General features: G+C 62.3%; 21 protein-coding genes and 2 tRNA genes. 8 read left to right on the top strand and 15 right to left on the bottom strand.

Features of this window, described 5'->3' with window-relative positions; translation table 11 throughout:
- Positions 1-15 precede the first annotated feature (15 nt).
- Together ACI3KW_RS03090 and ACI3KW_RS03085 are read left to right on the top strand one after the other, a co-directional pair.
- A complete protein-coding gene (locus ACI3KW_RS03090; RefSeq protein ID WP_404846883.1) occupies positions 16-1,269 on the top strand; it encodes an acyl-CoA dehydrogenase family protein in 1,254 nt (417 codons plus the stop codon).
- Complete coding sequence (locus ACI3KW_RS03085) at positions 1,266-2,573, top strand: NtaA/DmoA family FMN-dependent monooxygenase (RefSeq protein ID WP_404846882.1); 1,308 nt, start codon at positions 1,266-1,268, stop codon at positions 2,571-2,573. Before ACI3KW_RS03090 ends, ACI3KW_RS03085 begins: the two co-directional genes overlap by 4 nt.
- 497 nt (positions 2,574-3,070) lie before the next feature.
- On the opposite strand, the gene ACI3KW_RS03080 is transcribed toward ACI3KW_RS03085, so the two are convergent.
- Genes ACI3KW_RS03080 through ACI3KW_RS03070 form a run of 3 tightly spaced genes read right to left on the bottom strand, consistent with a single transcriptional unit; the run spans position 3,071 to position 6,598 of the window.
- Positions 3,071-3,886, bottom strand: a complete 816-nt coding sequence (locus ACI3KW_RS03080) for an alpha/beta hydrolase (protein WP_404846881.1) — start codon at positions 3,884-3,886, stop codon at positions 3,071-3,073.
- Positions 3,887-3,896: 10 nt separating this feature from the next.
- On the bottom strand, positions 3,897-5,354 hold the full coding sequence (locus tag ACI3KW_RS03075; protein ID WP_404846880.1) for an NAD-dependent succinate-semialdehyde dehydrogenase: 1,458 nt from the start codon (positions 5,352-5,354) through the stop codon (positions 3,897-3,899).
- The gene (locus ACI3KW_RS03070; RefSeq protein WP_404846879.1) at positions 5,351-6,598 is read right to left on the bottom strand and encodes an iron-containing alcohol dehydrogenase; all 1,248 of its coding nucleotides are present in this window, start codon (positions 6,596-6,598) and stop codon (positions 5,351-5,353) included. Before ACI3KW_RS03070 ends, ACI3KW_RS03075 begins: the two co-directional genes overlap by 4 nt.
- 175 nt (positions 6,599-6,773) lie before the next feature.
- Between ACI3KW_RS03070 and ACI3KW_RS03065 the strand changes: the two genes are divergently transcribed.
- Positions 6,774-7,457: a GntR family transcriptional regulator gene (locus tag ACI3KW_RS03065; protein WP_404847038.1), complete on the top strand. Its 684-nt coding sequence runs from the start codon at positions 6,774-6,776 to the stop codon at positions 7,455-7,457.
- A 64-nt stretch (positions 7,458-7,521) separates the two neighbouring features.
- A complete protein-coding gene (locus ACI3KW_RS03060) occupies positions 7,522-8,112 on the top strand; it encodes a DJ-1/PfpI family protein (protein ID WP_262167944.1) in 591 nt (196 codons plus the stop codon).
- A gap of 83 nt (positions 8,113-8,195) precedes the next feature.
- Here ACI3KW_RS03060 and ACI3KW_RS03055 read toward each other — a convergent pair whose 3' ends face one another.
- From ACI3KW_RS03055 to ACI3KW_RS03010, 10 genes are all read right to left on the bottom strand, one after another.
- Complete coding sequence (locus ACI3KW_RS03055; protein ID WP_404846878.1) at positions 8,196-9,050, bottom strand: sugar phosphate isomerase/epimerase family protein; 855 nt, start codon at positions 9,048-9,050, stop codon at positions 8,196-8,198.
- On the bottom strand, positions 9,047-10,180 hold the full coding sequence (locus ACI3KW_RS03050; RefSeq protein WP_404846877.1) for a Gfo/Idh/MocA family protein: 1,134 nt from the start codon (positions 10,178-10,180) through the stop codon (positions 9,047-9,049). The genes ACI3KW_RS03055 and ACI3KW_RS03050 overlap by 4 nt, the downstream gene beginning before the upstream one ends.
- A 12-nt stretch (positions 10,181-10,192) precedes the next feature.
- Positions 10,193-11,245 (bottom strand): TIM barrel protein, encoded by a 1,053-nt coding sequence (locus ACI3KW_RS03045; protein WP_404846876.1) that lies wholly within the window; start codon positions 11,243-11,245, stop codon positions 10,193-10,195.
- Between the two features lie 34 nt (positions 11,246-11,279).
- Positions 11,280-12,356, bottom strand: a complete 1,077-nt coding sequence (locus ACI3KW_RS03040) for an ABC transporter ATP-binding protein (RefSeq protein ID WP_404846875.1) — start codon at positions 12,354-12,356, stop codon at positions 11,280-11,282.
- Positions 12,356-13,465, bottom strand: coding sequence for an ABC transporter ATP-binding protein (locus ACI3KW_RS03035; protein WP_404846874.1), 1,110 nt, complete (start codon positions 13,463-13,465; stop codon positions 12,356-12,358). The genes ACI3KW_RS03040 and ACI3KW_RS03035 overlap by 1 nt, the downstream gene beginning before the upstream one ends.
- Entirely contained in the window at positions 13,458-13,709 is a 252-nt protein-coding gene (locus tag ACI3KW_RS03030) for a hypothetical protein (protein ID WP_404846873.1), read from the bottom strand. Before ACI3KW_RS03030 ends, ACI3KW_RS03035 begins: the two co-directional genes overlap by 8 nt.
- Positions 13,706-14,665, bottom strand: coding sequence for a carbohydrate ABC transporter permease (locus ACI3KW_RS03025; RefSeq protein ID WP_262167955.1), 960 nt, complete (start codon positions 14,663-14,665; stop codon positions 13,706-13,708). Before ACI3KW_RS03025 ends, ACI3KW_RS03030 begins: the two co-directional genes overlap by 4 nt.
- 1 nt (position 14,666) lies before the next feature.
- A complete protein-coding gene (locus ACI3KW_RS03020; RefSeq protein ID WP_404846872.1) occupies positions 14,667-15,557 on the bottom strand; it encodes a carbohydrate ABC transporter permease in 891 nt (296 codons plus the stop codon).
- Positions 15,558-15,630: 73 nt separating this feature from the next.
- The gene (locus ACI3KW_RS03015) at positions 15,631-16,944 is read right to left on the bottom strand and encodes an ABC transporter substrate-binding protein (protein WP_404846871.1); all 1,314 of its coding nucleotides are present in this window, start codon (positions 16,942-16,944) and stop codon (positions 15,631-15,633) included.
- Positions 16,945-17,149: 205 nt separating this feature from the next.
- Positions 17,150-17,815: a TetR/AcrR family transcriptional regulator gene (locus ACI3KW_RS03010; RefSeq protein ID WP_404847037.1), complete on the bottom strand. Its 666-nt coding sequence runs from the start codon at positions 17,813-17,815 to the stop codon at positions 17,150-17,152.
- Positions 17,816-17,916: 101 nt separating this feature from the next.
- Here ACI3KW_RS03010 and ACI3KW_RS03005 point away from each other — a divergent pair, with 101 nt between their 5' ends.
- From ACI3KW_RS03005 to ACI3KW_RS02995, 3 genes are read left to right on the top strand one after another with little or no spacing between them, the layout of a single operon-like run.
- Positions 17,917-19,113 carry a Tm-1-like ATP-binding domain-containing protein gene (locus tag ACI3KW_RS03005; RefSeq protein ID WP_404846870.1) on the top strand — a complete coding sequence of 399 codons (1,197 nt, stop codon included), beginning with the start codon at positions 17,917-17,919 and terminating at the stop codon, positions 19,111-19,113.
- A 10-nt stretch (positions 19,114-19,123) separates the two neighbouring features.
- Entirely contained in the window at positions 19,124-19,966 is an 843-nt protein-coding gene (locus ACI3KW_RS03000; RefSeq protein WP_404846869.1) for a phosphoenolpyruvate hydrolase family protein, read from the top strand.
- Positions 19,967-19,981: 15 nt separating this feature from the next.
- A complete protein-coding gene (locus ACI3KW_RS02995; RefSeq protein ID WP_404846868.1) occupies positions 19,982-20,395 on the top strand; it encodes a cupin domain-containing protein in 414 nt (137 codons plus the stop codon).
- Between the two features lie 661 nt (positions 20,396-21,056).
- On the opposite strand, the gene ACI3KW_RS02990 is transcribed toward ACI3KW_RS02995, so the two are convergent.
- Positions 21,057-21,133, bottom strand: a tRNA-Asp gene (locus tag ACI3KW_RS02990).
- A gap of 288 nt (positions 21,134-21,421) precedes the next feature.
- On the opposite strand from ACI3KW_RS02990, the gene ACI3KW_RS02985 reads away from it, so the two are divergent.
- Positions 21,422-24,133: an autotransporter outer membrane beta-barrel domain-containing protein gene (locus ACI3KW_RS02985; protein WP_404846867.1), complete on the top strand. Its 2,712-nt coding sequence runs from the start codon at positions 21,422-21,424 to the stop codon at positions 24,131-24,133.
- Positions 24,134-24,139: 6 nt separating this feature from the next.
- Here ACI3KW_RS02985 and ACI3KW_RS02980 read toward each other — a convergent pair.
- Positions 24,140-24,215, bottom strand: a tRNA-Val gene (locus ACI3KW_RS02980).
- Between the last annotated feature and the right edge of the window lie 37 nt (positions 24,216-24,252).

Below are 24,252 nucleotides of genomic sequence, written 5' to 3'. Positions count from 1 at the left end.
TCCCGGATCATTGCCATGACCAATATCAGCCAAGCCTGGGGCGCCGGCCCATCCGACCGCTTCGAAACCCTCGCCGCGCCATTCCGCCCCATCTTCGCGCGTATTCGCGAGCGGGCGGTGACCCGCGATGTCGAACGCATCCTGCCGCACGAGGAGATCGGCTGGCTGCGCGATGCCGGATTTTCAACGCTCCGCCTGCCCGTGGAGCATGACGGCCTGGGTTTCACGCTACCGGAACTTTTTGGCCTGCTGATCGAGCTTTCCGAAGCCGACCCCAACATCACCAATGCCTTTCGCAGCCATCTCGGCTTCACCGAGGACGTGCTGAACGCGCCCGCCAGCCCGTGGCGCGATGCCTGGCTCAAGCATCTGGGCAACCGCGAGATTATCGGCAGCGGCTTTTCCGAGCTTGGCGAAGGCAAGATCGGCACCTGGTCGACGCGGCTGGTGCGCCACGGCAACGGCTGGTTGCTCAATGGCGAGAAATATTACACCACCGGCTCGCTTTATGCCGACTGGATCACGCTGGGCGCGGCCGATGGTGAGGGCAATCCTATCGGCGCGCTGGTGCCGACCGGCGCGGAGGGCGTCGAAATCCTCGATGACTGGGATGGGTTCGGGCAGGCGCTCAGCGCCAGCGGCACGGCGCGGTTCAAGGACGTGGCCATCAGCGATGACCTGTTGAAACCCACCGCCCTGCGCTTTCCCTATTCCGGCGGCTTCTTCCAACTCGTGCATCTGGCGAGCCTGGCCGGAATTGGCCGGGCAGCGGCGGGCGACCTGTCGCGCCACGTGGCTGAACGCAAGCGCGTTTATGGCCGGGGGAATGCTGCACGGACAGCCCAGGACCCGCAGGCGCTGCAAGTGGTCGGCAAGGTGCGCGGTGCGGCCTATGCCGTTGGAGCCATTACCCTTAAGGCGGCCGAAGCGTTGCAGCGCTCCTATCAAGCCCACCAATCCGGCGACGCCGATGCGAGAGCCGAGGCCGACCGCAATGCCGATCTCGAGGTCAGCCAATCGGTGACGGTGGTCACCAGTCTCATTCTCGACGCCAGCACCATCCTGTTCGATGCATTGGGCGCCTCGGCGGCCAAGCGCAGCCACGGGCTGGACCGACACTGGCGCAATGCACGCACCATCGCCTCGCACAATCCCCGCATCTACCACGATCGCGTTGTCGGCGACTTCGCCGTCAATGGCACCACGCCCGCCCCGCATGGCGGCATCGGCGTGGCCGATACCACGCAGCAAGCGAAAGCAATCGCATGACCACGACGACACGCCGGCTCAATCTCAATGTCGGCATCAACACTACCGGCTATCTCGGCAATGCCTGGAAATATCGGACCGGTACCAAGCACGACATCAACGACCCGGACTATTACCGGCGGCTCACCGAACTCGCCCATCAGGGTGTGTTCGATGCGGTGTTCTTTTCCGATCATCCGGCGCTCGCCACCGATCCGAACGGGCGACCCTTCCACACTATCGACCCGCTGATCCTGAGCACGGCGCTGGCTGCGCAAGTGCCCGATATCGGCTTCGTCGTGACTATGTCGTCAAGCTACAATTCGCCGTTCAATCTGGCGCGGCGGACGCAGTCGACCGACATTATTTCCGGCGGTCGCCTGATCATCAATATCGTCTCCTCGTTCAATCCGGCCGTCGCCGCCAATTTCGGTAGCGAGCCGCTGCCGCCCCGGGCTGCGCGCTACGCCAGAGCTTCGGAATTCCTCGACGTAGCCAAAAAACTCTGGGCCAGTTGGGATCCGGCGGGCGAGGGCGAGGTGCCGCCCGAGCGCTTCTGGGATGCGTCGAGCGCCCATGCCATCGATCATGAGGGCGAGTATTTCACCATCAAGGGCCCCCTCAATGTGCCGCGCGGGCCGCAGGGCCATCCGGTAATCGCCCAGGCCGGCGCCTCCGAGGGCGGCATCGACCTGGCGGCCCGGCACGGCGAGATCATCTATTGCAACATACTGTCGCGTCCAGCCGGACGCGCCTTCGGCAAGAAGGTGAAGGACCGGGCGATCGCTTTGGGTCGCGACCCCGCCGGTATCCGCATTGTGCCCGGGCTCGTCGTTATCTTGGGCGAAACGCGTGAGGAGGCCCTGCGCAAACACGAATTGTTCAGCGGCGCCGGCTCCGAGGACGGGCTGCTGGCGCGCTTTGCCAAGGAGAACGGCATTGATCCGGCCGATTTTGATCCCGATGCGGTGCTTGATGGGGCAAATTTCATCCCCGACCAGAACCGCCTGATGGCAGTCGGCATGGGTCTGGGTCTGTCGGAATTGCTGACCCACGAAAAGCTCACCGCCCGCCAGGCCGTGCGGCGTTCGGAGGGGCACCATCGCCTGCTGTTGGGCACGCCGGAGGAAGTCGCCGACGCGATCATCGATTTCTGGGCCGACGGCACGGTGGATGGCTACACCCTGCAGCCGCCCCGCGCGCCGGACGATATTGCCGAATTCGTCGAAAAGGTCATACCGATCTTGCAGGACCGCGGCGTTTATCCGCGCAGCTATGAGGGCAAGACCATCCGCGACCGCTACGGCCTGCCCTACCCGGCCTAACCTGCGACAAAATCCGGGCCTCTGCGCGCTAATCGGCCAGCATCATGCCGGGGAGGCTGCTGAACCACGTATTCAGACATCGCAGGCCTCAGCGTACAGCGAAGCCCCTCGCTCGACCGACCTCCCCCAAGGTGCGAGGCTGATTACTTCACCTATTTGCCCGACAACGCCCTGTGCGAAGCCTAGGGATGCACGGCTGTATCAACGTGCTATACGCATTTTGCCGGACTCGGCCTATCCACCGGTCCGGCATCCCTATGATCACAATTTCGTCTGGCAAAGGGGCCGGGCGTTTTCCCAACCCAGACGGAGTTTGTGGAAGTCTCAATCTTTCGCTTTCGCCGAGGAAACCATGCCACGCACCAAGCTTACCGGCCAAGAAATCGTCCAGCCGTAGAAACGAATCCTGCGGCGGCGGCATGACGGCTTGCGTTGATTGGCGCACTCGAGTTCCCAAATGCGTTTGCAGGAAGGAACGCAGGCGAGGGGGCGCGGCGTCAGGATTTGCTGGCAACTATTTTGGTCAACTCGATACCGGCCAGCGAATTTGAATCGCCCAGATCGCGAACGCTGTCCATGTGATGCCGCCCCACGATCAGGCGGAACGAGACGTCGAGCCCTTGGCGGCCGAGGCGCCTGGTGAACGCGCCGGCCTGATCGTGAAAGGGTGGTGTTTCGCGTGAGCCGACCAATACTGAAACGCTCGTCCTGGTATCATAGGTCTGGCGCAGCGGCGAGAAGCGGCGCACTTCCTCGTCGGTGAGGGCGATCTCGGCTTGCAGGAATGACTTCTGCAACGGCGCCAGGTCATAGAGCCCGCCCAGCAGCAGCGCGGCCTGGATGCCCGATGGGGCGCCGGAGCGGAACAACATGGAAGCAAGCTGGGCCCCGGCCGAATGGCCGCTGACCGTGAAGCGGGACGGATCGCCGCCGAAGCCGCCGATATTGTCCAGGACCCATTGCTTGGCCCGGCCAACCTGATCAACGATCGTGGCCATCCGCACGCCCGGCATCAGCCCATAGTCCACGATGACCGCGATAGCGCCCGCCTCGGTCACCGTCTCGGCGACGAGCGAATAGTCCCGCTTGGAAAACATGCGCCAATAGCCACCATGAATGAACATGTGGACCGGCAGAGGACCGCTCGCTCCGGGCGGCACGAAGATATCCAGCGTTTCTGAGAGGCCGTTGCCATAACCCGCTTCGCTCATCGGCAGGCGCTCACGCGCCGCAGCACTGCGCGACACGATATCGGCGACGACCAGGTCGAAATCTGGCTGATGTCCACGTATTCGGAAGGGATCTTTCTCCATCTCGGCCTCTCTAGAAGCTCGTGGCGATGTATTTCGCCTCCATAAACTCGGCGATGCCATGATGCTGTCCGCCTTCGCGGCCCAGGCCACTCTGCTTGACACCTCCGAACGGCGCGGCAGGGTCGGAAACCAGTCCCCGGTTAAGGCCGATCATGCCGGCCTCGACCCTGCCCGCAACCCGCAGACCGCGGCCGACATCGCCGGTGTAGATGTAGGCCGCAAGGCCGTATTCGGTGTCATTGGCGCGGGCGATGACCTCGTCCTCGGTCTCAAAGCGCGAGACCGGCGCCACCGGGCCAAAGATTTCCTCCGATGCCATGTCAGCATCCTGCGGCACCTCGGTCAGCACCGTGGGTTGATAGAAAAAGCCGCGCTGGTTCGGGATCTGGCCACCGCATATGATTTGGGCGCCACGCTTGACCGCGTCCGCGACCAGGCGGTCGATCTTGTCGACGGCTTTTTTGGTGATCATCGGGCCGCAATCGGTCGCCGCGTCATAGCCGGCGCCGATCTTGAGGGCCTGCATGCGTCCGGCAAGCCCGGCGACAAATGCGTCATGGATGCCCGATTGCACATAGATGCGGTTCGCGGCGGTGCAGGCCTCCCCCGCATTGCGCATCTTGGCGATCATCGCGCCATCAAGGGCGGCGTTCAGGTCCGCGTCGTCGAACACGATGAATGGCGCATTACCGCCCAATTCCATGGCGCAGGAAATGACGTGCTTGGAGGCTTCGGCGAGGAGCGCACGGCCGACACCGGTCGAGCCGGTGAACGACAGCTTGCGTACACGGGGGTCGGCAAGGATAGCGGCGGTTAGCGGGCCGGGTGTAGTTGTGGTGATGACGTTGACGACGCCGGGTGGCACCCCCGCTTCTTCGTAGATGGCGGCAAGGGCGAAAGCCGTCAGTGGCGTCTCGGACGCCGGTTTGAGGATGACCGTACATCCCGCTGCGAGCGCCGGCGCGATCTTGCGCGTTGCCATGGCAGCGGGGAAGTTCCACGGCGTGATGAGCAGGCAGATGCCGATGGGCTGGTAGTCGACAATGATCCTGTTGGTTCCGGCCGGGGCGGTTCCAAACTCGCCAGTGATGCGGACGGCCTCTTCCGCATTCCAGCGGAAGAACTCGGCCGCATAAGCAACCTCGCCGCGAGCGTCGCGGAGCGCCTTGCCATTTTCCATCGAAATGAGCGTGGCGAGCATCTCGGCTCGCTCGGTCATCAGTTCGAAACAGCGACGCAGGATTTCGGAACGTTTGCGCGGGGCGGTATTGCGCCAGCCCTCGGCGGCGAGCGCGGCCGCTTCGACCGCCGCGCTTGCGTCTTCAAGCGTGGCGTCGGGAACGGAGGCGAGGACCATCTCCGTGGACGGATCGACAACGTCGATAACCTTGCCGCCTTGGGCGGGCCGCCATTGACCGTTGATGTAAAGCCCCTTTGCGCAGGCCTGGATATCGGGCGCGGTAGTCATGGTGCAGTTCCGTTCTGCTGGGCCGCCGCGGCTGCGAAATCGCCGTCATATGCGGCCTGGATCAGGCCGGTCATGGCGGCAAGATCAATGGGGCGGGGATTGTTCTTTATGAGCCGCTCGATGCCGATCGCCTGCTGAGCCGTCCACTCGATTTTATCGCTTTGCAGCCCGAGTTCCGACAGCGTGCGCGGAATCTTGATGGCGGCAAATATCCGCGTCACCGCGTCAATAGCAGCCTGGGCGTTCTCGCCGTCGCTCCTGCCTTGGGTGGCCAGCCCGAGTGCAGACGCCACTTGAGCCAGTTCTGGTGTGCATGCAGGTCTATTGTAGGTCATCACATAGGGCAGCAGCGCCGCTACCCCCAGGCCATGCGCGGTGTGCGTCAATGCGCCGAGTGGATACTGGATGGCATGCGCCGCCGCCGTGCCGGCCGTACCGAATGCGCAGCCTGCCGCGGTTGCCGCCATCATCACATCGGCCCGCACGTCCTCATTGCCGCCATCGGTGAACGCCGTGACCAGGCTCCGGCCGAGCAGCTTGATCGCCAGAAGCGCGAAATGATCGGTGAATGCGGATTTGCCGACAAAGACATGGCGTTGCGCCAAGTCCGCAGCGGGCTCACGACGGAGCGCGGTAAAGGCCTCGATCGCGTGCGTCAGCGCGTCGGCGCCGGCGATGGCGGTCAGCCCCGCGGGGCAGGAATAGGTCAGTTCAGGATCGCAGATTGCGGCTGTCGAGATCAGGTATGGGCTCGATATCCCCACCTTCAGCGTCCGCTCGGGGTCAGAGATCACGGCGACGGGCGTCACCTCCGAGCCAGTTCCGGCAGTCGTCGGCACCAGGATGACTGGCAACACCGGTCCCGGAACCTTGAACTCCCCGTAATAGTCCTGGAGCCGGCCGCCATGCGTGAGCAACAGGGCCGAGCATTTGGCAAAGTCGAGGCATGAACCGCCGCCGATGCCGATGACCATATCGGGGGCGAACTCCCTCGCCTGCTCGGCGCCTTCAGCTACGCTGTCGCGCGGTACGTCCGGCAAAATCGTGTCTTGGACAAGAATTTCGATGGAGGCGGCGCGCAGGCTGTCCATCATCACGGTGAACACCGGCGTGGCGGCAAAGCGTTCATCGGTACAGACCAACGCTCGTCTGCCGGTGCGCGCCGCAACACTGGCAAGGGCAGAGCGCTGGCCTTTGCCGAACAGGACTTCGCGCGGAATACGCAGGACGCCGTAGAGGGACATCACAGCCGCTCCTCGCGTCTACATCTGGCGATTTCCGCCTGCACAAACTGCCCCTGAAACCAGCCCAAGATCCCCTCCCCGGTGACCCATACATCAAATCCTATAGGATATAGCATTGCTTGCTGTCGAGTCTCGTGCTAGCAGTTTTTTCGATGAACGGCGGTATTTCCATCTGATGGCTACGAGCGACATACACGGCGAAAACACTGCACTGGCGCGCCCCGCGAGCCTGGCGGGCGGGGTATACGAAGCTATTTTCGCGCAACTGATGTCACTGAAGATTGCGCCGGGAGCGCGCATCACCGTCGATAGTCTGGTGCGCGAAATGAACGTGTCGCAAACCCCGATCCGCGAGGCGTTGGGGCGCCTTGAGGGTGAGGGCCTCGTGCTCAGAACCCACCTCGTGGGATACCGCGCGACGCCGCAGATCACCCGCAACGGTTTCGACGAACTTTATGAACTCAGGCTCGCGCTCGAGCCGGACGCCGCCGCCAAGACTGCAGCCGGCATGGACGATGCCCGCCTGTCAGCAATGCGAACCCTGGCAAGCGGCATGGCTGGGAACGCTGGCGCTGACGAGCAATTGCGCTATTCGGATTTCGCGCGGCAGGATGCCGAGTTTCATGATCGCGTTCTCCAGTTTGCCGGTAACGGCCTGATCCGCGAGACGCTGCGCCTGCAGCATGCCCACTTCCACATCTTCAGGCTGATGTTTCACTGGCGGGTGACCGCTGAGGCGCTCGACGAACACGATGCGATCATGACCGCGTTCGAGCAGCGTTCGCCAGAGGCGGCGCGCGAAGCGATGCGTCGGCACATCATCAATTCAAGGGCTCGGCTGTTGCCGGCCTTCGACTAATTCAAATCTGCGGATGAACAAGACAAGCGAGTGGTACTCGCTGGGACAACAAGGAGGAATTGTTATGCCCGCCAAGAAAATCTTGATGCTCACCGGTGAGTTCACCGAGGAATACGAAATCTTTGTCTATCAGAAGGGCATGGAGGCGGTGGGCCACACGGTCCATGTCGTTTGCCCCGACAAGAAGGCAGGTGATCGCATCAAGACCTCCCTGCACGATTTCGAGGGTGACCAGACCTATACCGAAAAGCCCGGTCACTATGCCGACATCAATAAGACGTTCTCGGAAGCCGAGGCCCAGGTGGCCCAGTATGACGCCGTCTACTGCGCCGGCGGCCGTGGCCCGGAATATATCCGTACCGACAAGCGCATCCAGGCGCTTGTTCGCCATTTCCATGAGACGAACAAGCCGATCTTCACGATCTGCCATGGCGTTCAAATCCTCATCGCCGTCGACGGCGTGGTGCGGGGCAAGCGCGTGGCGGCCCTGGCGGCGTGCGAACCCGAAGTGACGCTTGCGGGTGGCACCTATGTCGACCTGTCGCCCACCGACTCGCTGATCGACGGGACCATGGTGTCGGCCAAGGGCTGGACGGCCCTAGGCGCCTTCATGCGCGATTGCCTCAAGGTTCTGGGCACCGAGATCAAACTCTGAGCTGTGCTCTCAAAGAAAAGCTCCCCCACAATGTGGGGAGTTTTGTCATGTAGCCACCGGACGGAGGGTGCGACCAGTTTGGGTCAGGCCGCGTCCCAACCATCGCGCATAAGGCGATAGCCTTTGCGATAAACGTCCTCGGGTGTCTCGAAGAGCGGACGCCAGATTTTCGTCGCCGCGGCAAGATCGGGCAGCGCCGAACCGAAGGATTCGATGGTCATCCAGCGATCGTAGCCGGCTGACTTGAGCGCCTTGAATACCGACGCGAAGTCGATGTGGCCGGCGCCCGGAACCCCGCGATTGTTCTCCGAAATGTGGACGTGATTGATCTGCCCGAACGTCGTGGGGATGACATCGACTATCGAATCTTCTTCGATATTGAAATGGAACGTGTCGTAGAGGTAGCCGACATTGGCGGCGCCGACCCGCTTGATGAGGTCCGCGGCCTGGGCGGCCGTGTTGAGGAAATAGCACTCGAAGCGGTTGAGCGGCTCGACCGATATCTCGATGCCGGATTTGGCCGCATAGACGCCGGCCCGTTTCAACACCTCGGCGACGCGATCGATCTCCCCGGGCTGCGGACCCCGGCCGGTGAACTGGCCGAGCGGCTGATGAAAGGGGCCGGCAAACATCGTGCCCCCGAGCGCCTCGGTGCAGTCAGTCAGCCATTTAAGGTGGCCCAGGGCCCCTTCCCGCTCGGCTGCATCGGCGCTGACCGCGCTTTTGCCGCTACCCGGCATGATGCCGACGCCCTGCCCGACCAGACCGATATCCCTCAGGCGTTGCCCCAGCTTGCGGAAATGCTCTGGATCCCCCTCGAACATCGGAACCTCGACCCCGTCATAGCCGGTGGCCTTGAGGTCTTCGATGATGGCCATGTGCTCATCGGTGACGTGCGTGGCCCATAGCAGCAGGTTGAAGCCGAGCTTGACGCTCAAAGCTGCACCCACTTGCCCGACGTGCCCGAGGCGATGATCGCGTCACAGATGCGGTTGGTTTCGAGCGCGTCGCGGAAGGTCGGCGCGGCCGGCTTGCTGGTCCTCAGCCCGTCGAGGAAATCGGCCACCTGGTGGGTGAAGCTGTGCTCATAGCCGATGATGAGGCCCGGCACCCACCACTTGCCCAGATAGGGGTGATCGCCATCGGTCACCAGAATATTGGTCCAGCCCCGCTGCGCGCCTTCGACGCTGTGGTCGAAAAATTGCACGCGGTTCAGGTCGTGCAGATCCCAGGCCAGCGAGCCCTTCTCGCCATTGATCTCGAGCGTGTAGCCTGCCTTGTGGCCGCGGGCATAGCGCGTCGATTCAAACGTGCCAAGCGAGCCATTGCCGAAGCGCGCCAGCACTGCCGCCGCATCGTCGATGCCCACCGCTTGCTTCTTGCCGGTCTCGGCGTGCATGCGCTCCTTGATGAAGGTCTCGGTCATGGCGGTCAGCGAGGTGATGCCGCCATTGATCCAGATCGCAGTATCGAGGCAATGCGCCAGCAGATCGCCGGTAACGCCGGACCCTGCCGCCTCGACATCGAGCCGCCATGTCGCGGCACCGCCCTGCGGCACGTCCGGTGAGATGGTCCAGTCCTGGAGGAATTTCGCGCGGTAGTGGAATATCTGGCCGAGCCTGCCGGCCTCGACCATGTTCTTGATCAGGCTCACCGCCGGCACGCGGCGGTAATTGTACCAGACCATATTGGGCACGCTGGCCTGCTCCACCGCATCCACCATCGGCTTGCCTTCGGCCTCTGTGCGCGCCAGCGGCTTTTCGCAGAGCACCATCTTGCCAGCCTTGGCAGCGGCGATGGCGATTTCAGCGTGCAGGTCGTTGGGCACGCAGATATCGATCGCGTCGATATCCCGGCGCTCGATCATCGCCCGCCAGTCGCTCTCCTGGCTCTCATAGCCCCATTGTTCGGCAAAATGGCGGAGCTTGGAGACGTTACGGGCCGCGGCCGCCTTCAGCACCGGGCGATAGCCAGTGTCGAAGAAGTGCGAGACATTGGCCCAGGCATTGGAATGGGCGCGGGCCATGAAGCCATAGCCCACCATGCCCACATTGAGTTGCTTGGTCATCAGGTCGCCCTCCTATTCGCGCCAGCCGTGCGAGTCACGCACCTGCACCATCTGGCCCAGGATTTTGTTCCAGGTTTCCTGCGACTCCATCACGGCGTTGGGGAACATGCAGCCATCCCAGCAGATGTGACGCATCGTCTTGGTCAGTTCACCCTTTTCGTCCCGCAGCCAGTAGCCGGCATGCTTGACGACATCGAGCCGACCATTGGGGTCGTCGACCTGGCAATGGCGGCCGGTCTTTTCATGATCGCCCGACCCGAACGTGGTGCCGTCATTCTGGGCGACGTGGAAATCGAGCGTCCATGGACGGAGCGCGTCGGCGACCTTCTTGTAGGCCGCGTCGAGGGCCGCCTTGTCGGCCCAGTCGAAATCGGGCGGCAGAATACGATCCTTCTCGGCGTTGGCACCGAGCACGAACAGCATCGAATGCGCCATGTCGGCCTGGTAGCCGACGACGCCGGGCATGCCGACCATTTCGAGCAGCTTCACATTCTCGCGCCACGAATGCATGCCGCCCCAGCAAATCTCACCTTCGGCAACGATGAATTCGCCATGGGCCTGCGCAATCCTGCCCGCTTCCCGGAAAGTGTCGGCGATCTTGCGTGTATTGCCCTCGGGGTCCTGGTCCCATGCCTCGACGCCGGTCGAACTGTCGACGCGGATGCCGCCACTCGGGCGAATGCCGATTTCACGCATCCACTGCCCGATCTGGCAGGCTTTTTCCACCTGACTGAGGAAACGCTTCACCTCGTCGGCATCCCCCATTGCCGAGCCGCCGCCAGCCCCGCCCCAGATGGGAGCGACGAATGAGCCGACCTCGAGGCCGAAGCTGGCAATATGGTCGGAGACGCGCTTGATGTCGTCCCGGCTGGAATCGATCGAGATATGCGGATCGGCAAGCCACAGGTCGACACCGTCAAACTTCTGGCCGCCGGCTTCGGCGCCGGCGGTCAGCTTGAGGAGTGCGTCGAGAGCAATGATCGGCTCTGAATCCGGGGCGCCCTTGCCGACCACGCCGGGCCAAGTTGCATTGTGCAGCTTGGGATAGCTGTTATTGGATGCCATGCTACTCCTCCCAGAGTATGTGCGGCCACCCTTTTCAGGCAGCGTTGTGCGCCAGGTTCATGCCCGAGCTTGCATCAAAGAAGATGACCTTTTCCGGGTCCCAGGTGAAGCGCACATCTTCATTGACCTGAAGATGGGCCTGCTTGGGCACCGTTGCATGGAAGAACTTGTCGTCGACACGCAGCGTGATGATCTTTTCCACGCCGTGGTTCTCGATGTCCTGTACGCGCGCCGCCACGGGTGCCCCGCTTTCGAGATGCAGGTCCTCCGGGCGCACGCCAAACAGCAGCGGCCGTCCTTCCCCGGCGCCCGCCTTGGCGACCCCGAGCGGCAGGCGGGCTCCGATAGCGCTGGCCGCGTCGCCTGAAACCTGACCATCGATGAGATTCATCGGCGGCGAGCCGACAGCCCGGGCGACGAATGTGTTGACCGGGTTGTTGTAGATTTCATAGGGGGTGCCGACCTGGATGAGCTGGCCGTCGGTGAGCACGCCGATCTTGTCGCCCATGGACATGGCCTCGACCTGGTCATGCGTCACGAACAGGAAGGTGGCGCCCAGATTGACCTGCAGGCTCTTCAGCTCGGTGCGAAGGACTTCGCGCAGCTTGGCGTCGAGTGCCGAAAGCGGCTCGTCCATCAGGAACAGCCGCGGCTTGCGCACGATCGCGCGGCCAATAGAGACGCGCTGCATCTCGCCACCTGACAGGCGATCCGTCTTGCGATCCAGAAGATGCTCGATGCGCAGCGTTTTTGCGACACGGGCGATTTGCGCATCGATCTCGACTTGCGGGGTTTTGCGGATCGGCGACTTGAGGGGAAAAGCCAGGTTTTCCCGCACGGTATAGCGTGGGTAGAGCGAATATTGCTGGAGGACCAGAGCGACGTCGCGTTCGGCGGCACCCCAGTCGTTCACTTCCACTCCGTCGATGAACACCTGACCGGAATCGGGTTTCTCGAGACCAGCGACGACACGCAACGTGGTCGTCTTGCCCGCACCGGTTTGGCCGAGCAGCACGAAGAACTCGCCATCGGCGACCTCGAGGCTGAGGTCCTTGAGGGCGGTATGGGTGCCAAAAGTCTTGGTGATATTCCTGAGCTGAATATTGGCCATCAGAACCTCACTCCCAACGAGCTGCCGGATGTTACGTCAAAGAAGTGCGCCTGCGCGGGATCGATGCGTGCCCATACCTTCTGGCCGGGCGCACTGACAAAAGCGCTCTTGGTGCGCGCACGCAGAATGCCGTCGCCAACCTTGAGGTCGACAATGTCATGGGAGCCAAGCGGCTCGATAATGCCGGCAACCAGTTCGACATAGCCGTCCTTGGCATCGCGCGAAATCAGGACGCCCTCGGGCCGCACGCCGAGCATCAACTTGTCTTTCTGGGCGTTGGCTGCACTCAGTTTTCCGGAGAGTTCGGCGGGGAAATCGAAGGCAACGGCGGTGCCGTCGAGGCCGACCTGCACCCGCCCTGCCGCTTCGCGGATATCGGCGGTTTTCATGTTCATCACCGGACTGCCCACGAATTGCGCGACAAACATGTTCGCCGGGTATTCGTAGACATCGGCCGGCGTGCCCAATTGCTGCAGGATGCCTTCATGCATAACCACGATGCGGTCGGCGAGCGCCATGGCCTCCACCTGATCATGCGTCACATAGATCGATGTGGAGCCGTTCTCGACGTGAAGCCGCTTCAGCTCGACGCGCATGGTCTCGCGCAGCTTGGCATCGAGCGAGCCGATCGGCTCGTCGAGCAGGATGCCTTTGGGGCGGCGGACCAGCGACCGGCCAATCGCCACGCGCTGCATGTCTCCACCCGACAATGCCGATGGGCGGCGCTTGAGCAGGTGGTTGATCCCGAGCGATCCGGCCACCGACTTCACCGTGGTGTCGATTTCCGCGCGGTTCATCCGCACGGCTCGCAATGGGAAGGCCATGTTCTCATATACGGTCAAATGCGGGTAGAGGGCGTAGTTCTGGAACACGAAGGCCACGTCGCGTTCCGCCGCACGCAGGGTCTGCACCGGCTTGCCATCGATCAGGATATCACCTGAATCGATGTCCTCAAGACCCGCAATGGCCCGCAGGGTCGTCGTCTTGCCGCAGCCCGATGGGCCCAGGAACACGACGAACTCCTTGTCCTTGACGGTCAGGCTGACATCGCGAATGACGTGCACCGGCCCGAAATGCTTGTCGACGTTACGAAGTTCTATCTCAGCCATGACCGGCCCCCGTCTTTACGGTCTGCGACAGGGTCACCGGTCCGGTGTCGTCCTCATCCATGCGCTCGACTGGCGGCGCAATATGCACGGACACGTTGAAGGCAATGAGCCCTATCAGCATGACGAGAACGCTCCAGCTGTGCAGGAACGCCACCCACGGCTGACAGAGGAACAGGATGCCCAAAATGCTGACCACGATCGAGGCCGGCCCGAGGAACTTCTGATTGAATACAGCAATGTTCATTTGCGGATTGCACCAAAGCTCATGCCGCGCAGCAGATGGTTGCGGAGCAGGAAGGTAAATATGGCGACAGGCAGCAGGAACAGCACCGTGCCGGCGGCGATGACGGTCCAGTCCTGCAGTCCGGTCCCGACCTGGCTGGGAATGAACGGCGGGGCGGTCTGCGCCCGGCGATTGGAAAGGATCAGCGCGAAGGCGTATTCGTTCCAGGCCGTGATGAAGCAGAACACAGCCGTTGCGGCGATGCCGGTTGCCGCTTCGGGCAGGACGATCTTGAAGAAGGCCTGCATGCGCGTGTAACCGTCGACCAGCGCGGCTTCCTCGTATTCCTTGGGAATCTCGTCGATGAACCCCTTCATCAGCCACACGGCAAAAGACACGTTGAACGCGGTGTAGAGGATGATGAGGCCGATATGGGTGTCGTTGAGCCCGACCGCCCGGTACATCAGGAACATCGGGATGGCGACGACCACCGGCGGCAGCATGCGGGTCGAGAGAATGAAGAACAGCAGATCGGCCTCTCCCTTGACCCTGAAACGCGAGAAGCCGTAGGCAGTGATCGTGCCGAGGGACACCGCGAGAAGCGTCGAGGTGATCGCGATGATCAGCGAGTTCGCGAAGCGACTGGGATAGGCCGAGAACACCACGTCGCCATTGCCGTCGCGGGCGAGCCGCTCGCCGCCATCGAGAACCAGCTTTTCCCACCAGGGAGCAGCTTCATAGACCTCGGGCGTCACCGGCGCGGTCAGTTGTGCGCGCTTGGTGAATAGTTTGACGAACGGGGTGATCTGCGGCTCGAACACCACGGTGGGCGGCACCGACGTCGCCAGCACCAGTGGCTTGAACGCCGTCGTGGTGATCCAATAGATCGGCGACAGGAAGATCAGCGTGATAACGATGACCGCGCCGATGGCGATGCGGTTGCCCAGACGCCCGGCGCGCGTTGAAACGATGGCCATTCTAGCGCTCCTTCGCCTTGTTGAGATACTTGACGTAGATATTGGTGATGCACAGCACCATGATCAGGATGATATAGGCGAGGGCCGATGCGGGGCCGGTCTGCCACTGCTGGAAGGCCATCTTGTAAAGGCGCGACGAAATCAGCTCGGCCTGCGGCTGGCCGGTCATGACGAAGGCGATGTCGAACGTCTTGAAGGCCTCCATGGTGCGAAAGATCACTGCAATAAGCAGGATCGGCGCGACCAGCGGCAGCGTGACGCGGAAGAAGGTGTAGAACCGCCCGGCACGGTCGATCGAAGCTGCCTCATAGAGGTGCTTGGGCACGGCGCTGAGGCCCGCCAGCGACAGCAGCATGACAAAGGGTGACCACATCCAGATATCGGTAATGGCCACCGAATAGAGTGCCAGGTTCGGATCGGTCAGCCAGGCAACCTTGCCCAGGCCCAGCGCATGGTTGAGAATGCCCCAGGACGGATCGTAGATCAGCTTCCAGAACAGGCCCACGACCACCGGCGACAGCATCATCGGCAGCAATAGCAGGGTTGTCAGCAGCCCCTTGCCCGGAATGGGCCGGTTGAGCAAAAGCGCCAGACCAAAGCCGACGATAAACTGGCCGGTCACGGAGACGACCACATACCAGAGCGTTGTCGCAAAACTGCGCCAGATCACCGGATCGGCCAGCACGTCCACATAGTTCTTGAGCCCGACGAAATTGACCGGATCCTTGCTTGAGGCGCGAAAATCGGTGAACGAAAATCCAAGCGAATAGAGCAATGGAAAGACGTTGAAGATGATAAGAAACGCTACGGTCGGAATGACGAACAGGTTTCTGATGGTGATGTCGCTCCACCCCCGCGCGGCGGCGCGTGAGTTCGAACTGAGCGGTGTCATCATGTGATTCAATGCACGATCCCCCGGTTAAAATGCCCGGGGAGGCAGTGCCTCCCCGGGCAAAAATTTGTGACTATTCGGCTGGATAGCCGGCTGTCTTGAGGGTTTCGACCCAGGTCGCCGCGAGCTTGTCGAGGGTTTCCTGCGCCGTGCCGTTGCCGTTCACGACATATTCGAACAGCCCCTGCTGGCCCTCATCGAGCAGCTCGGCATATTCAGGCAAAGCCCAGAAGTCGCGGACCTTGAACATCGTCTCGTAGAATGCCTTGTTGTAGGGGGTGGCATTCTGGAACTCGTCCGACTTCAGGATCGCGGCCGAAGCCGTGTAGCCGCCAAGTTCGGCCCAGCGCTTCTGGGTCTCGTCCTTGACCAGCCAGTCGAGGAACTTCATCGCCTCGTCCTGGTTCTGGCTATACGAGATGAGCGAAATGCCCTGGCCACCGAGAGCGGCAAAGTCATCCCCACGCGGGCCGGGCGGGTTGGCGAAGAAGCCCATATTGGCGGCATGTGGATTGGTCGCTTCGTTAAGTAGCGAGGGGAAGAACGCAAAGAAGTTCATGCCCATTGCCACCTGGCCCTGCGCAATCGCCGTGTTCACTTCGGCGAAGAACGCATTGCCCCAGCCCGGAGGGCCGAAACCGAAGAGCTTGCGGTAGTCCTCAAGGCCCTCAACGGATTCCGGCGAGTTCAGCAGTCCGCTCACCTTGTAGCTGGCATAGTCGCCGAGCGAGCCGCCATAGGAGAAGATGAAGTTCTCGACGCCCATCATGAGAGCATCGCCCGTGGGCTGGGTATAAATCGCGGCGCCGTAACGGTTCTCGGCGGGGCGGTTGAAGAACTCCGCGATGTCCAAAATCTGCTTCATGGTGGTGGGCACGGCAAGGTCGTAGCGGTACTTGGCCTTGAAGTTGCTCATCTCGGTGGGGTCTTCGAACCAATCCTTGCGATAGGCCCAACCGACGGCGTCGCCTTCGAGCGGCACCGACCAGTAATGGCCCGAGCTATCTGGGTATTCGGAATAGAACTTCATGGTCGCCGGAGCCATGGCTTCGGTCAGGTTGTGCTTTTTGACGAAGTCGGTGAGTTCCACATAATGGCCACCGGTCGAGGCCGCCCCTAGGAATTGGCTGTCGCCGACCACGAGATCATAGGCCGAGCCCTGAGCGTTGAGTTCAGTGAACAGCTTGGTCTGAAAGTCTGGCCAGGGAACCGTATCGACGGTAACCGTCACGCCGGTCTCGGCCTGATATTCATTCACGAGTTCCTGCAGATAATTTGCAGGGTCCCATTCGGCCCACAGAATGGTGAGTTCCTGAGCCTGTGCGGAAACCGCACCTATCGTCATCAAGCTTGCACCGGCCAACAGACCGGCAATGGTCTTGCGCATAGTTTCATCTCCTCCCTCGGGATGCACTGTCTCGCTGCTAGCGAGAATTTTGCTGCGTAATGATCAGGCACTACGACAAGACGACCCCTCCCTAAGTCGTGCTTCCGCCTCCTCAGTCTCCGGCGGCGTCGAAGCCCGACTATTATTGTCGGTTGCCTCTCCCCCGCCCTTCGCACTGGCCACGCCGCCTTTGGCGGTCATTGGCTCAGCGCGGCTTCTTTTCTCCCGCGGCCTCTGCTTCGGCCGCGTTGACCAGAGCCAGGGCCGCCCATTGCGCGACAGCCTCTGCCTCCGCTGCGGCCAGCCCCCAGATATCCCGCAGGACGATGATCACCTCGACGCCAAAGACCAGCGACAAGGCCTGTGACAGCCGCAGCCGCTGTGCGCGCGACAGCGCGTCCTCCATCGGCTTGGTGGCCCGCATCAACAGGTCGACACGATGGCCACGCGTAAACTGCGGCTCGGCGCCCAGCGTCCCCACCTGCCGCCGCGCCCACTGGTCCAGCGAGAGCTTGAGGGCGGCCTTAAACGTTGCCTCGAATTCGTTGATCCGCGGCATCGATGAGGCCAGCAGATCCTTCACCCTGGCGCGGGCGTCGTTCTCGTCCGTTTTCCAGTCAAGGATCGGCCCGAGGGCCTCATCGACAACTGCGTGGACAAGCACGGCCTGGCTCGGGAAATACCGATAGGCCGTTGCGCGTGAGACCCCTGCCGCCTCGGCCACTTCACTGACCGAAGGCGTGGCGCCCGATTGCATGAGGGCCGTGGCGGATTGGAGCATGAGCCGGCGAGTGCGTGCCCTTGGCCCGCGCTCCGTCGCCTCCCCCTTTTTCGCGTCGGCCGTTTTGGCTCGTTGACGTAAGACTGGCATACCAATATGATACATGCATCTCATTTTTGAGCAATAGCCGAAAACTTGCAGGAACAATAACGGCACGACGCTCCATCAAGAGGGCCAGGGCGGGGGAACGAATGGGCCATATCTTGGTGGTGGGCACCGCCGACACGAAAGGCGAAGAGCTCGCCTATCTGGCGTCATGCGTGCGCTCCGCAGGCGGGCATGCACTGGTCATCAATGTTGGTACGCGGGCTCCAACCATCGCGGTCGATATTGCAGCAACCACCGTCGCCGCTGCCCATCCGCAAGGCATAACCGCCGTTTTGGGGAGCGACGACCGGGGCACCGCGGTGGCGGCCATGGGCGAGGCTTTCGCGCGCTATGTTGCGGGCCGTTCCGACATTGCGGGCATGGTGGGCATCGGCGGCGGCGGCGGCACATCGATCGTGACGCAGGGTATGCGGCAATTGCCGCTCGGCATTCCAAAGCTGATGGTATCGACGCTCGCGTCGGGCGACGTTTCGGGCTTTGTCGGCGTGTCGGACATCGTCATGATGCCGGCTATCACGGATATGGCTGGCCTCAACCGACTAAGCCGCAGCATTCTCAACAATGCGGGCCAGGCGATCGCGGCGATGGTGGCTCACCCAGTTGAGCAGGCCCAAAACAAGCCGGCTTTGGGGCTCACGATGTTCGGCGTCACCACGCCTTGCGTGACTGCCATCGCCGCGCAGTTGCGCGACGATTACGACTGCCTGATCTTTCATGCCACCGGCACCGGCGGACGCACAGTGGAAAAGCTCGCCGATAGTGGCCTGCTGCATGGCATGCTGGACATTACCACGACTGAGGTCTGCGACCTGTTGTTCGGCGGCGTCCTACCGGCGACCGAGGACCGGTTCGGTGCCATCGCCCGCACCAGACTGCCCTGCGTGATGTCGGTCGGCGCCGTGGATATGATCAATTTCTGGGCACCCGAGACAATGCCGGCCCACTATGCCGGCCGGCGCATCTACCGGCACAATCCCAATGTCACGCTGATGCGCACGACGGTGGAAGAGAACGTCGAAATTGGCCGCTGGATCGGCGACAGGCTGAACCAGTGCCAGGGCCCGGTGCATATGCTGCTACCCCAGAATGGTGTGTCGACGCTCGATATCGAAGGCGGCGCGTTCTGGGACCCGGCGGCGGATGCGGCCCTGTTTGATGCGCTGGAGCAGACCGTCCACCACACAGCGAGCCGCCGCGTTACGCGTCTGCCGTTCCACATCAATGCCCCTGAATTTGCCGATGCGGCCGTTCGCTCGTTTCGCGAGATTTCCCCCAACTAAGAGAGCCTTTATGCCCGTCATCGACCGCAAAACCATCCTTGCCAATTTCCGCTCGATGATCGAGGCCGGTGTGCCCATCATCGGTGGTGGCGCGGGAACGGGCATTTCCGCCAAGGCGGAGGAAGCCGGCGGCATCGATCTCATCATCATCTATAATTCGGGCCGATATCGCATGGCGGGCCGAGGCTCCGCAGCCGGACTGCTCGCCTATGGCAATGCCAATGAGATCGTCAAGGAGATGGCGGTCGAAGTGCTCCCGGTCGTCAAGACCACGCCCGTGCTTGCCGGGGTCAACGGCACCGACCCGTTCATCCTGATCCCCCGCTTCCTTGCCGAACTCAAGGAGATGGGTTTCTCGGGCGTGCAGAACTTCCCCACCATCGGGCTATTCGACGGGTTGATGCGGCAGAGTTTTGAAGAAACCGGCATGAGCTACCAGCTCGAAGTCGACATGATTGCTGAAGCGCACAAGCTGGACCTGCTGACCACGCCCTATGTGTTCAACCCTGCCGAGGCCACAGCCATGGTCAATGCCGGCGCCGACATCATCGTGGCCCATATGGGCGTGACCACCGGCGGCACCATCGGCGCAACGTCGGCCAAGTCGCTCGACGATTGCGTCGGCGAGATCCAGGCCATCGCCGATGCGGCACGCAGGGCGCGCAGCGACATCATCGTGCTGTGCCATGGCGGGCCGATCTCGATGCCGGAGGACGCCCGCTATATTCTGGAACGCTGCCCAACCTGCCACGGCTTTTATGGCGCCAGTTCGATGGAACGCCTGCCGGCAGAGACCGCAATAAAGGCGCAGGCAGAGGCCTTCAAGAACCTGCGGACTGGAACACCAGCCTGAACGGAAGGATCACCCATGACCAAGCCGAACTATTTCGTCTACCCCAAGGACGTCGAGGCCTTTGGCTTCGATTGGGGGCAGCTGTCGCTGACGATCGGCCCCGATACCAATGGCGCGTCGCGTTTCTCGGGCGGCGTTGTAAACCTGCCGAGCGGTCAGGGGCACACGCGTCACAATCATCCGGGGGCCGAAGAGATCATTTTCGTCATAGCGGGCGAAGGCCAGCAGATGGTGGAAGACGAGCTTGGCAATCCGATCATTGCCGAGGTTCGGCCCGGCTGCACCATATATGTGCCTGAAAGCCGCTTTCATTCCACCAAGAACACCGGCGGCGGCCCCATGCAGCTTTTCGTGGTCTACTCGCCGTCCGGTCCCGAACGCGCGCTGAGGGAACTCCCCGACTTCCGCATCATTCCCCCAGGAACCTGACGGCGAGCCTGAGCAAAACGTCAATTCTCGGTAGCCCTCTTGCCACGCACCAGCGATATGCAAACGAGCGATCTTCAGCAGCTCTGGTCTGCCCGCTCCGGCCCTCGCACGCAATGCCAAGCTGTGCTGTGGCGCCGCTCGAGGCTGAAAGTCCGGCAATGTCAGCATCGACCGTCGGAGGAGCTCTGAGCAGGCGGTCAGCGTTCGTGCTTCAGGGCATACTTGGCTCAGCTTGGCGTGGAGCTCCACGGTGATGCGCCGATTTTCGGAATCGTTCGGGCCAGCCATATAGCAAAGGCACGTCGGTCGATGATTTCCGAGATGTTCGTTACGCAGAATTTGGCGAACGGCGAAACCCTTGGCCTCGACTTCCGCCGCTAAGAAGCAGTTGAGGCCATTGTCGGTGGCAGAACTGCCGAGGCTCTGTCTCACACTGTGGGAACACCCTGAGTGCATCTAATACGCTGTTTGCAACATACGTGCCCGTTAATGCCGAGACGATTCGTTCCGTCATCGAGGCGCGCAGGCGGGGCCGGACCAAACTGCGGCAACAGAACGCATCACGACCAAAAGTGGGAACACGCCGCGGAAACGAGTGGGAACTGGCCATCAAGCCCGGCGCCACCATTCCAAGGTCTTCAATCATATGAAGGGGAAAGGGTGGCGCGAGAGACGGGGCTCGAACCCGCGACCTCCGGCGTGACAGGCCGGCGCTCTAACCAACTGAGCTACTCCCGCAGCGGCAAACTCGACTTGTCTGCGCAACGTGGGGTCGATGTACCCAGCCCCCCATGTGAAGTCAAGCGGCGAAAACCGCCTTTCTTGAAGAAGTTTCAGTGGCCTGTGGGAAACTTTCAAACCGGGGCGTTTCGCGGCCAGGCCGGGCCTCCCCGCTACCTATGGCCTTGGCAGTACTAATTATTAACGCAGCGCAAACTCCAGGTAGTCACTCACGCGGAAGTGAGCCTATGATGGCTCCTGCGAGACGATTCAAAGTTCCCGGCGTTAAAACTGCGGAGGCCAGCATTGTTTTTCAAGCCGAATTTCAAGCACCAACTCATTGTATTTTCAACAATTTCTAGCTCACTACTGCTGGGCAGCGCCGGCAGCGCCACGGCGGCCTGCGTATTTGTCGTCACAGCGGGAGACGACACCTATGTGTGCGACTCCGGTACCTCTGCCGGCTTCTTCGATCCCGGTGGCAATAATAGTTTGACGCTGCCCGCCGGCGGCACTGGCGTCATTACCAGTACGGTTTCCTTCGGTGCGGGCGCCGACTCCGTGACGATCCGCTCGGGCACGACTGCGAGCATCGAACAGGGCAGCGGCATTGACCATTTTGAAATGAGCGGCGGCACGGTTGCGGCCCTGCAGCAAGGCGATGGCTACGACACCTTCCTGATGACCGGCGGCACGATCACGGGCGCTTTTGTCGACGGCGACTATGCCGAGCAGAGCGGCGGCACCATTGGCCGTGTCGACATGAAGCTTGCTGACAACTTTTATTATCTCAGCGGCGGGCAGATTCTGGGCAATCTGGTCACCGGCTTTGGCCTCGACACTATCGTGGTGTCCGGCGGCGCTATCGGGGGCAATATCAGCACCAGCGGTGGCAATGACGTGATCCGAGTGTCGGGCGGCTCCATTGAGGGAGAGATTCGCGCCAGTTTCGGCAATGATACCTTCGACTGGACCGGCGGCGCTATTTTCAACAACGTATTGATGGGCGCCGATTCCGATGTGGCGACGCTTGGCAATCTGAGCGCGGCCACCATTGCGGCTGCCGGCAACATCGATGGCGGCGAAGGCGCCGCAGCCGGCGCGCCTGTTGCCAGCGACACGCTCAAATTCGAGAACAGCTCCGCCATCAATGACGGTCAGTTCATCAATTGGGAGACCATCCAGCTCAACAATGGCTCGCGCCTCAGCCTGAGCGACAATCTGGTGCTCGGCGATGCGACCAGCCTGACCGGCCGGCTCGACATTGATTCGAGCAGCTATCTGATTGCCAGCGGCGCCGCCAATATCGCCCCCGCCGTGGCCGGTTCGCGGGTTCAGGTCAACAATGCCGGCGTCATCCAGATGACGCAGCTTGGCGCGCCCAGCCCGACCGATACCCTGACGATCCAGGGCAATTACACCGGCATCGGCGGCTCGATATTGCTCGATACCTATCTGGGTGTGGATGGGGCGCCCTCGGATAAACTCATCATCTCCGGTGGGCTGGCTAACGGTCTTACCGGTATTGGCATCGTCAATGCCGGCGGGCCCGGTGGCGGCACCACGGGCAGCGGCATCATGGTCGTGCAGGCGACGAATGGCGGTAGCACGGCCGTCAACGCCTTCGTGCTCGACCGCGCCGTTGCGGCGGGCGCCTACGAATATTTCCTGTTCCGCGGTGGCGTTGCGGCAGGCGAAGAGCAGAACTGGTATCTGCGCTCGCAACTGCTGCCGGTTCCCGTGCCCCCTCCTCCGCCGCCTGAGCCCGTGGCGCCCGTAGCGCCCGGCGCGATCAACCCAGGCGAGACCCCGGTAGCCCCTGTGCTGCCCACGGCCCCGGTCGATCCGGCGCCGGATCCGGAAGCTCCCGCTGTGGTGCCGCCGCCTGCGGCCACACCCGAGCCTTTGCCGACAGCGCCTGAGGACGGCCCGCTGCCTCCGGGCTCGCCGCCGCCGGCAACGCCGACAATGCCGGCTCTGACGTCGGCAGGATACGCCATCGTTGCACCAACCAGCCACGCGACCTTGCCGGACGCCTCGCTGCTCCTGGCGGGTGGTGTCGTGCCGCTCTACCGCATCGAGGCGGCCAATTACGCGGCGCTGCAGCCATCGGCCTATCTGCTGGCGATCGAATCGCTGTCCACCTTCCATAATCGCCGCGGCGAGCAGGCCTATCTGCCCAATGCGGATAGCGAAAAGCGCAATGCCTGGTTCCGGGCGCTGGGCAGCTCGGTGACGGCGGGCTGGTCGGGCACCGTGGCGCCGAGCTTCGATGGCACCATTGGCGGCTTCCAGGCCGGCACTGATCTCTATTCGGTGGTGGGCGAGGATGGCTCGACCACGCAGGCCGGCGTCTTTGCGGGTTATTCGCATATGAGCGGGGATCTGCGGGGCTTTGCCCTGGGCTGGGCCAATTATGACACGGGCACGCTGGGCCTGGGCGCGGCGTCGGTTGGCGCCTATGCCACCCGGCTCAATGAAGACGGCTTCTACCTCGATGGCGTGCTGATGGCGTCCTATTACACCGGCGACGTCACCTCGACGCGCGGCGTGGGCATCGATGTCGATGGCTACGGCCTCACGGGCTCCATCGAGGCGGGCTATCCCATTGCCCTGGGCGGCGGCTGGGCTATCGAGCCGCAGGCACAGGCCATCGTGCACTATGCCAATTTCGGCGATGCCAGCGATCCGTTCGCCGATATCAGCTTTGACAGCAGCACCATGCTGACGGGGCGGCTCGGCGCACGGCTCTATAACCGCATCGAGACCGAAAATGGCTTCATCCAGCCCGAACTGACCGCCAATCTCTGGCAGAACCTGGGTGACTTCACCACGCGGCTCGACAATGACGTGCTGGCCACCTCGGGCGATTCGACCGTGCTTGAAATCGGCGCGGGGGTGACCGGGGAGCTCAACGACAAGTTCAGCTATTTCGCCAATGCCAGCTATTCGTTCGACGTGGCCGGCGGCGATCGCTCCGGCGTCACCGCACGGGTCGGGCTGCAACTAAAATGGTAAGGGGAATGGTGGGCGATGACGGACTCGAACCGCCGACATCCTCGGTGTAAACGAGGCGCTCTACCAACTGAGCTAATCGCCCGCTGGCCCACTGGGCCGGCGTAAGGCGCCCTGATTAG

This window comes from Devosia sp. ZW T5_3, assembly GCF_044987315.1.
In the GTDB taxonomy this organism is placed as follows: Bacteria; Pseudomonadota; Alphaproteobacteria; order Rhizobiales; family Devosiaceae; genus Devosia.
This window is presented reverse-complemented; position numbering and strand designations above follow the sequence as displayed.

What these genes read in the sequence shown, in the direction of transcription:
- ACI3KW_RS03035 (WP_404846874.1), bottom strand. Translation starts at nt 13,465, where the DNA reads ATGGCTGAGATAGAACTTCGTAACGTCGACAAGCATTTCGGGCCGGTG.
- ACI3KW_RS03030 (WP_404846873.1), bottom strand. Translation starts at nt 13,709, where the DNA reads ATGAACATTGCTGTATTCAATCAGAAGTTCCTCGGGCCGGCCTCGATC.
- ACI3KW_RS03010 (WP_404847037.1), bottom strand. Translation starts at nt 17,815, where the DNA reads ATGCCAGTCTTACGTCAACGAGCCAAAACGGCCGACGCGAAAAAGGGG.
- ACI3KW_RS03020 (WP_404846872.1), bottom strand. Translation starts at nt 15,557, where the DNA reads ATGACACCGCTCAGTTCGAACTCACGCGCCGCCGCGCGGGGGTGGAGC.
- ACI3KW_RS03065 (WP_404847038.1), top strand. Translation starts at nt 6,774, where the DNA reads ATGGCTACGAGCGACATACACGGCGAAAACACTGCACTGGCGCGCCCC.
- ACI3KW_RS03050 (WP_404846877.1), bottom strand. Translation starts at nt 10,180, where the DNA reads ATGACCAAGCAACTCAATGTGGGCATGGTGGGCTATGGCTTCATGGCC.
- ACI3KW_RS03005 (WP_404846870.1), top strand. Translation starts at nt 17,917, where the DNA reads ATGGGCCATATCTTGGTGGTGGGCACCGCCGACACGAAAGGCGAAGAG.
- ACI3KW_RS03075 (WP_404846880.1), bottom strand. Translation starts at nt 5,354, where the DNA reads ATGACTACCGCGCCCGATATCCAGGCCTGCGCAAAGGGGCTTTACATC.
- ACI3KW_RS03085 (WP_404846882.1), top strand. Translation starts at nt 1,266, where the DNA reads ATGACCACGACGACACGCCGGCTCAATCTCAATGTCGGCATCAACACT.
- ACI3KW_RS03015 (WP_404846871.1), bottom strand. Translation starts at nt 16,944, where the DNA reads ATGCGCAAGACCATTGCCGGTCTGTTGGCCGGTGCAAGCTTGATGACG.
- ACI3KW_RS03090 (WP_404846883.1), top strand. Translation starts at nt 16, where the DNA reads ATGACCAATATCAGCCAAGCCTGGGGCGCCGGCCCATCCGACCGCTTC.
- ACI3KW_RS03045 (WP_404846876.1), bottom strand. Translation starts at nt 11,245, where the DNA reads ATGGCATCCAATAACAGCTATCCCAAGCTGCACAATGCAACTTGGCCC.
- ACI3KW_RS03080 (WP_404846881.1), bottom strand. Translation starts at nt 3,886, where the DNA reads ATGGAGAAAGATCCCTTCCGAATACGTGGACATCAGCCAGATTTCGAC.
- ACI3KW_RS02995 (WP_404846868.1), top strand. Translation starts at nt 19,982, where the DNA reads ATGACCAAGCCGAACTATTTCGTCTACCCCAAGGACGTCGAGGCCTTT.
- ACI3KW_RS03000 (WP_404846869.1), top strand. Translation starts at nt 19,124, where the DNA reads ATGCCCGTCATCGACCGCAAAACCATCCTTGCCAATTTCCGCTCGATG.
- ACI3KW_RS03060 (WP_262167944.1), top strand. Translation starts at nt 7,522, where the DNA reads ATGCCCGCCAAGAAAATCTTGATGCTCACCGGTGAGTTCACCGAGGAA.
- ACI3KW_RS03070 (WP_404846879.1), bottom strand. Translation starts at nt 6,598, where the DNA reads ATGTCCCTCTACGGCGTCCTGCGTATTCCGCGCGAAGTCCTGTTCGGC.
- ACI3KW_RS03040 (WP_404846875.1), bottom strand. Translation starts at nt 12,356, where the DNA reads ATGGCCAATATTCAGCTCAGGAATATCACCAAGACTTTTGGCACCCAT.
- ACI3KW_RS03025 (WP_262167955.1), bottom strand. Translation starts at nt 14,665, where the DNA reads ATGGCCATCGTTTCAACGCGCGCCGGGCGTCTGGGCAACCGCATCGCC.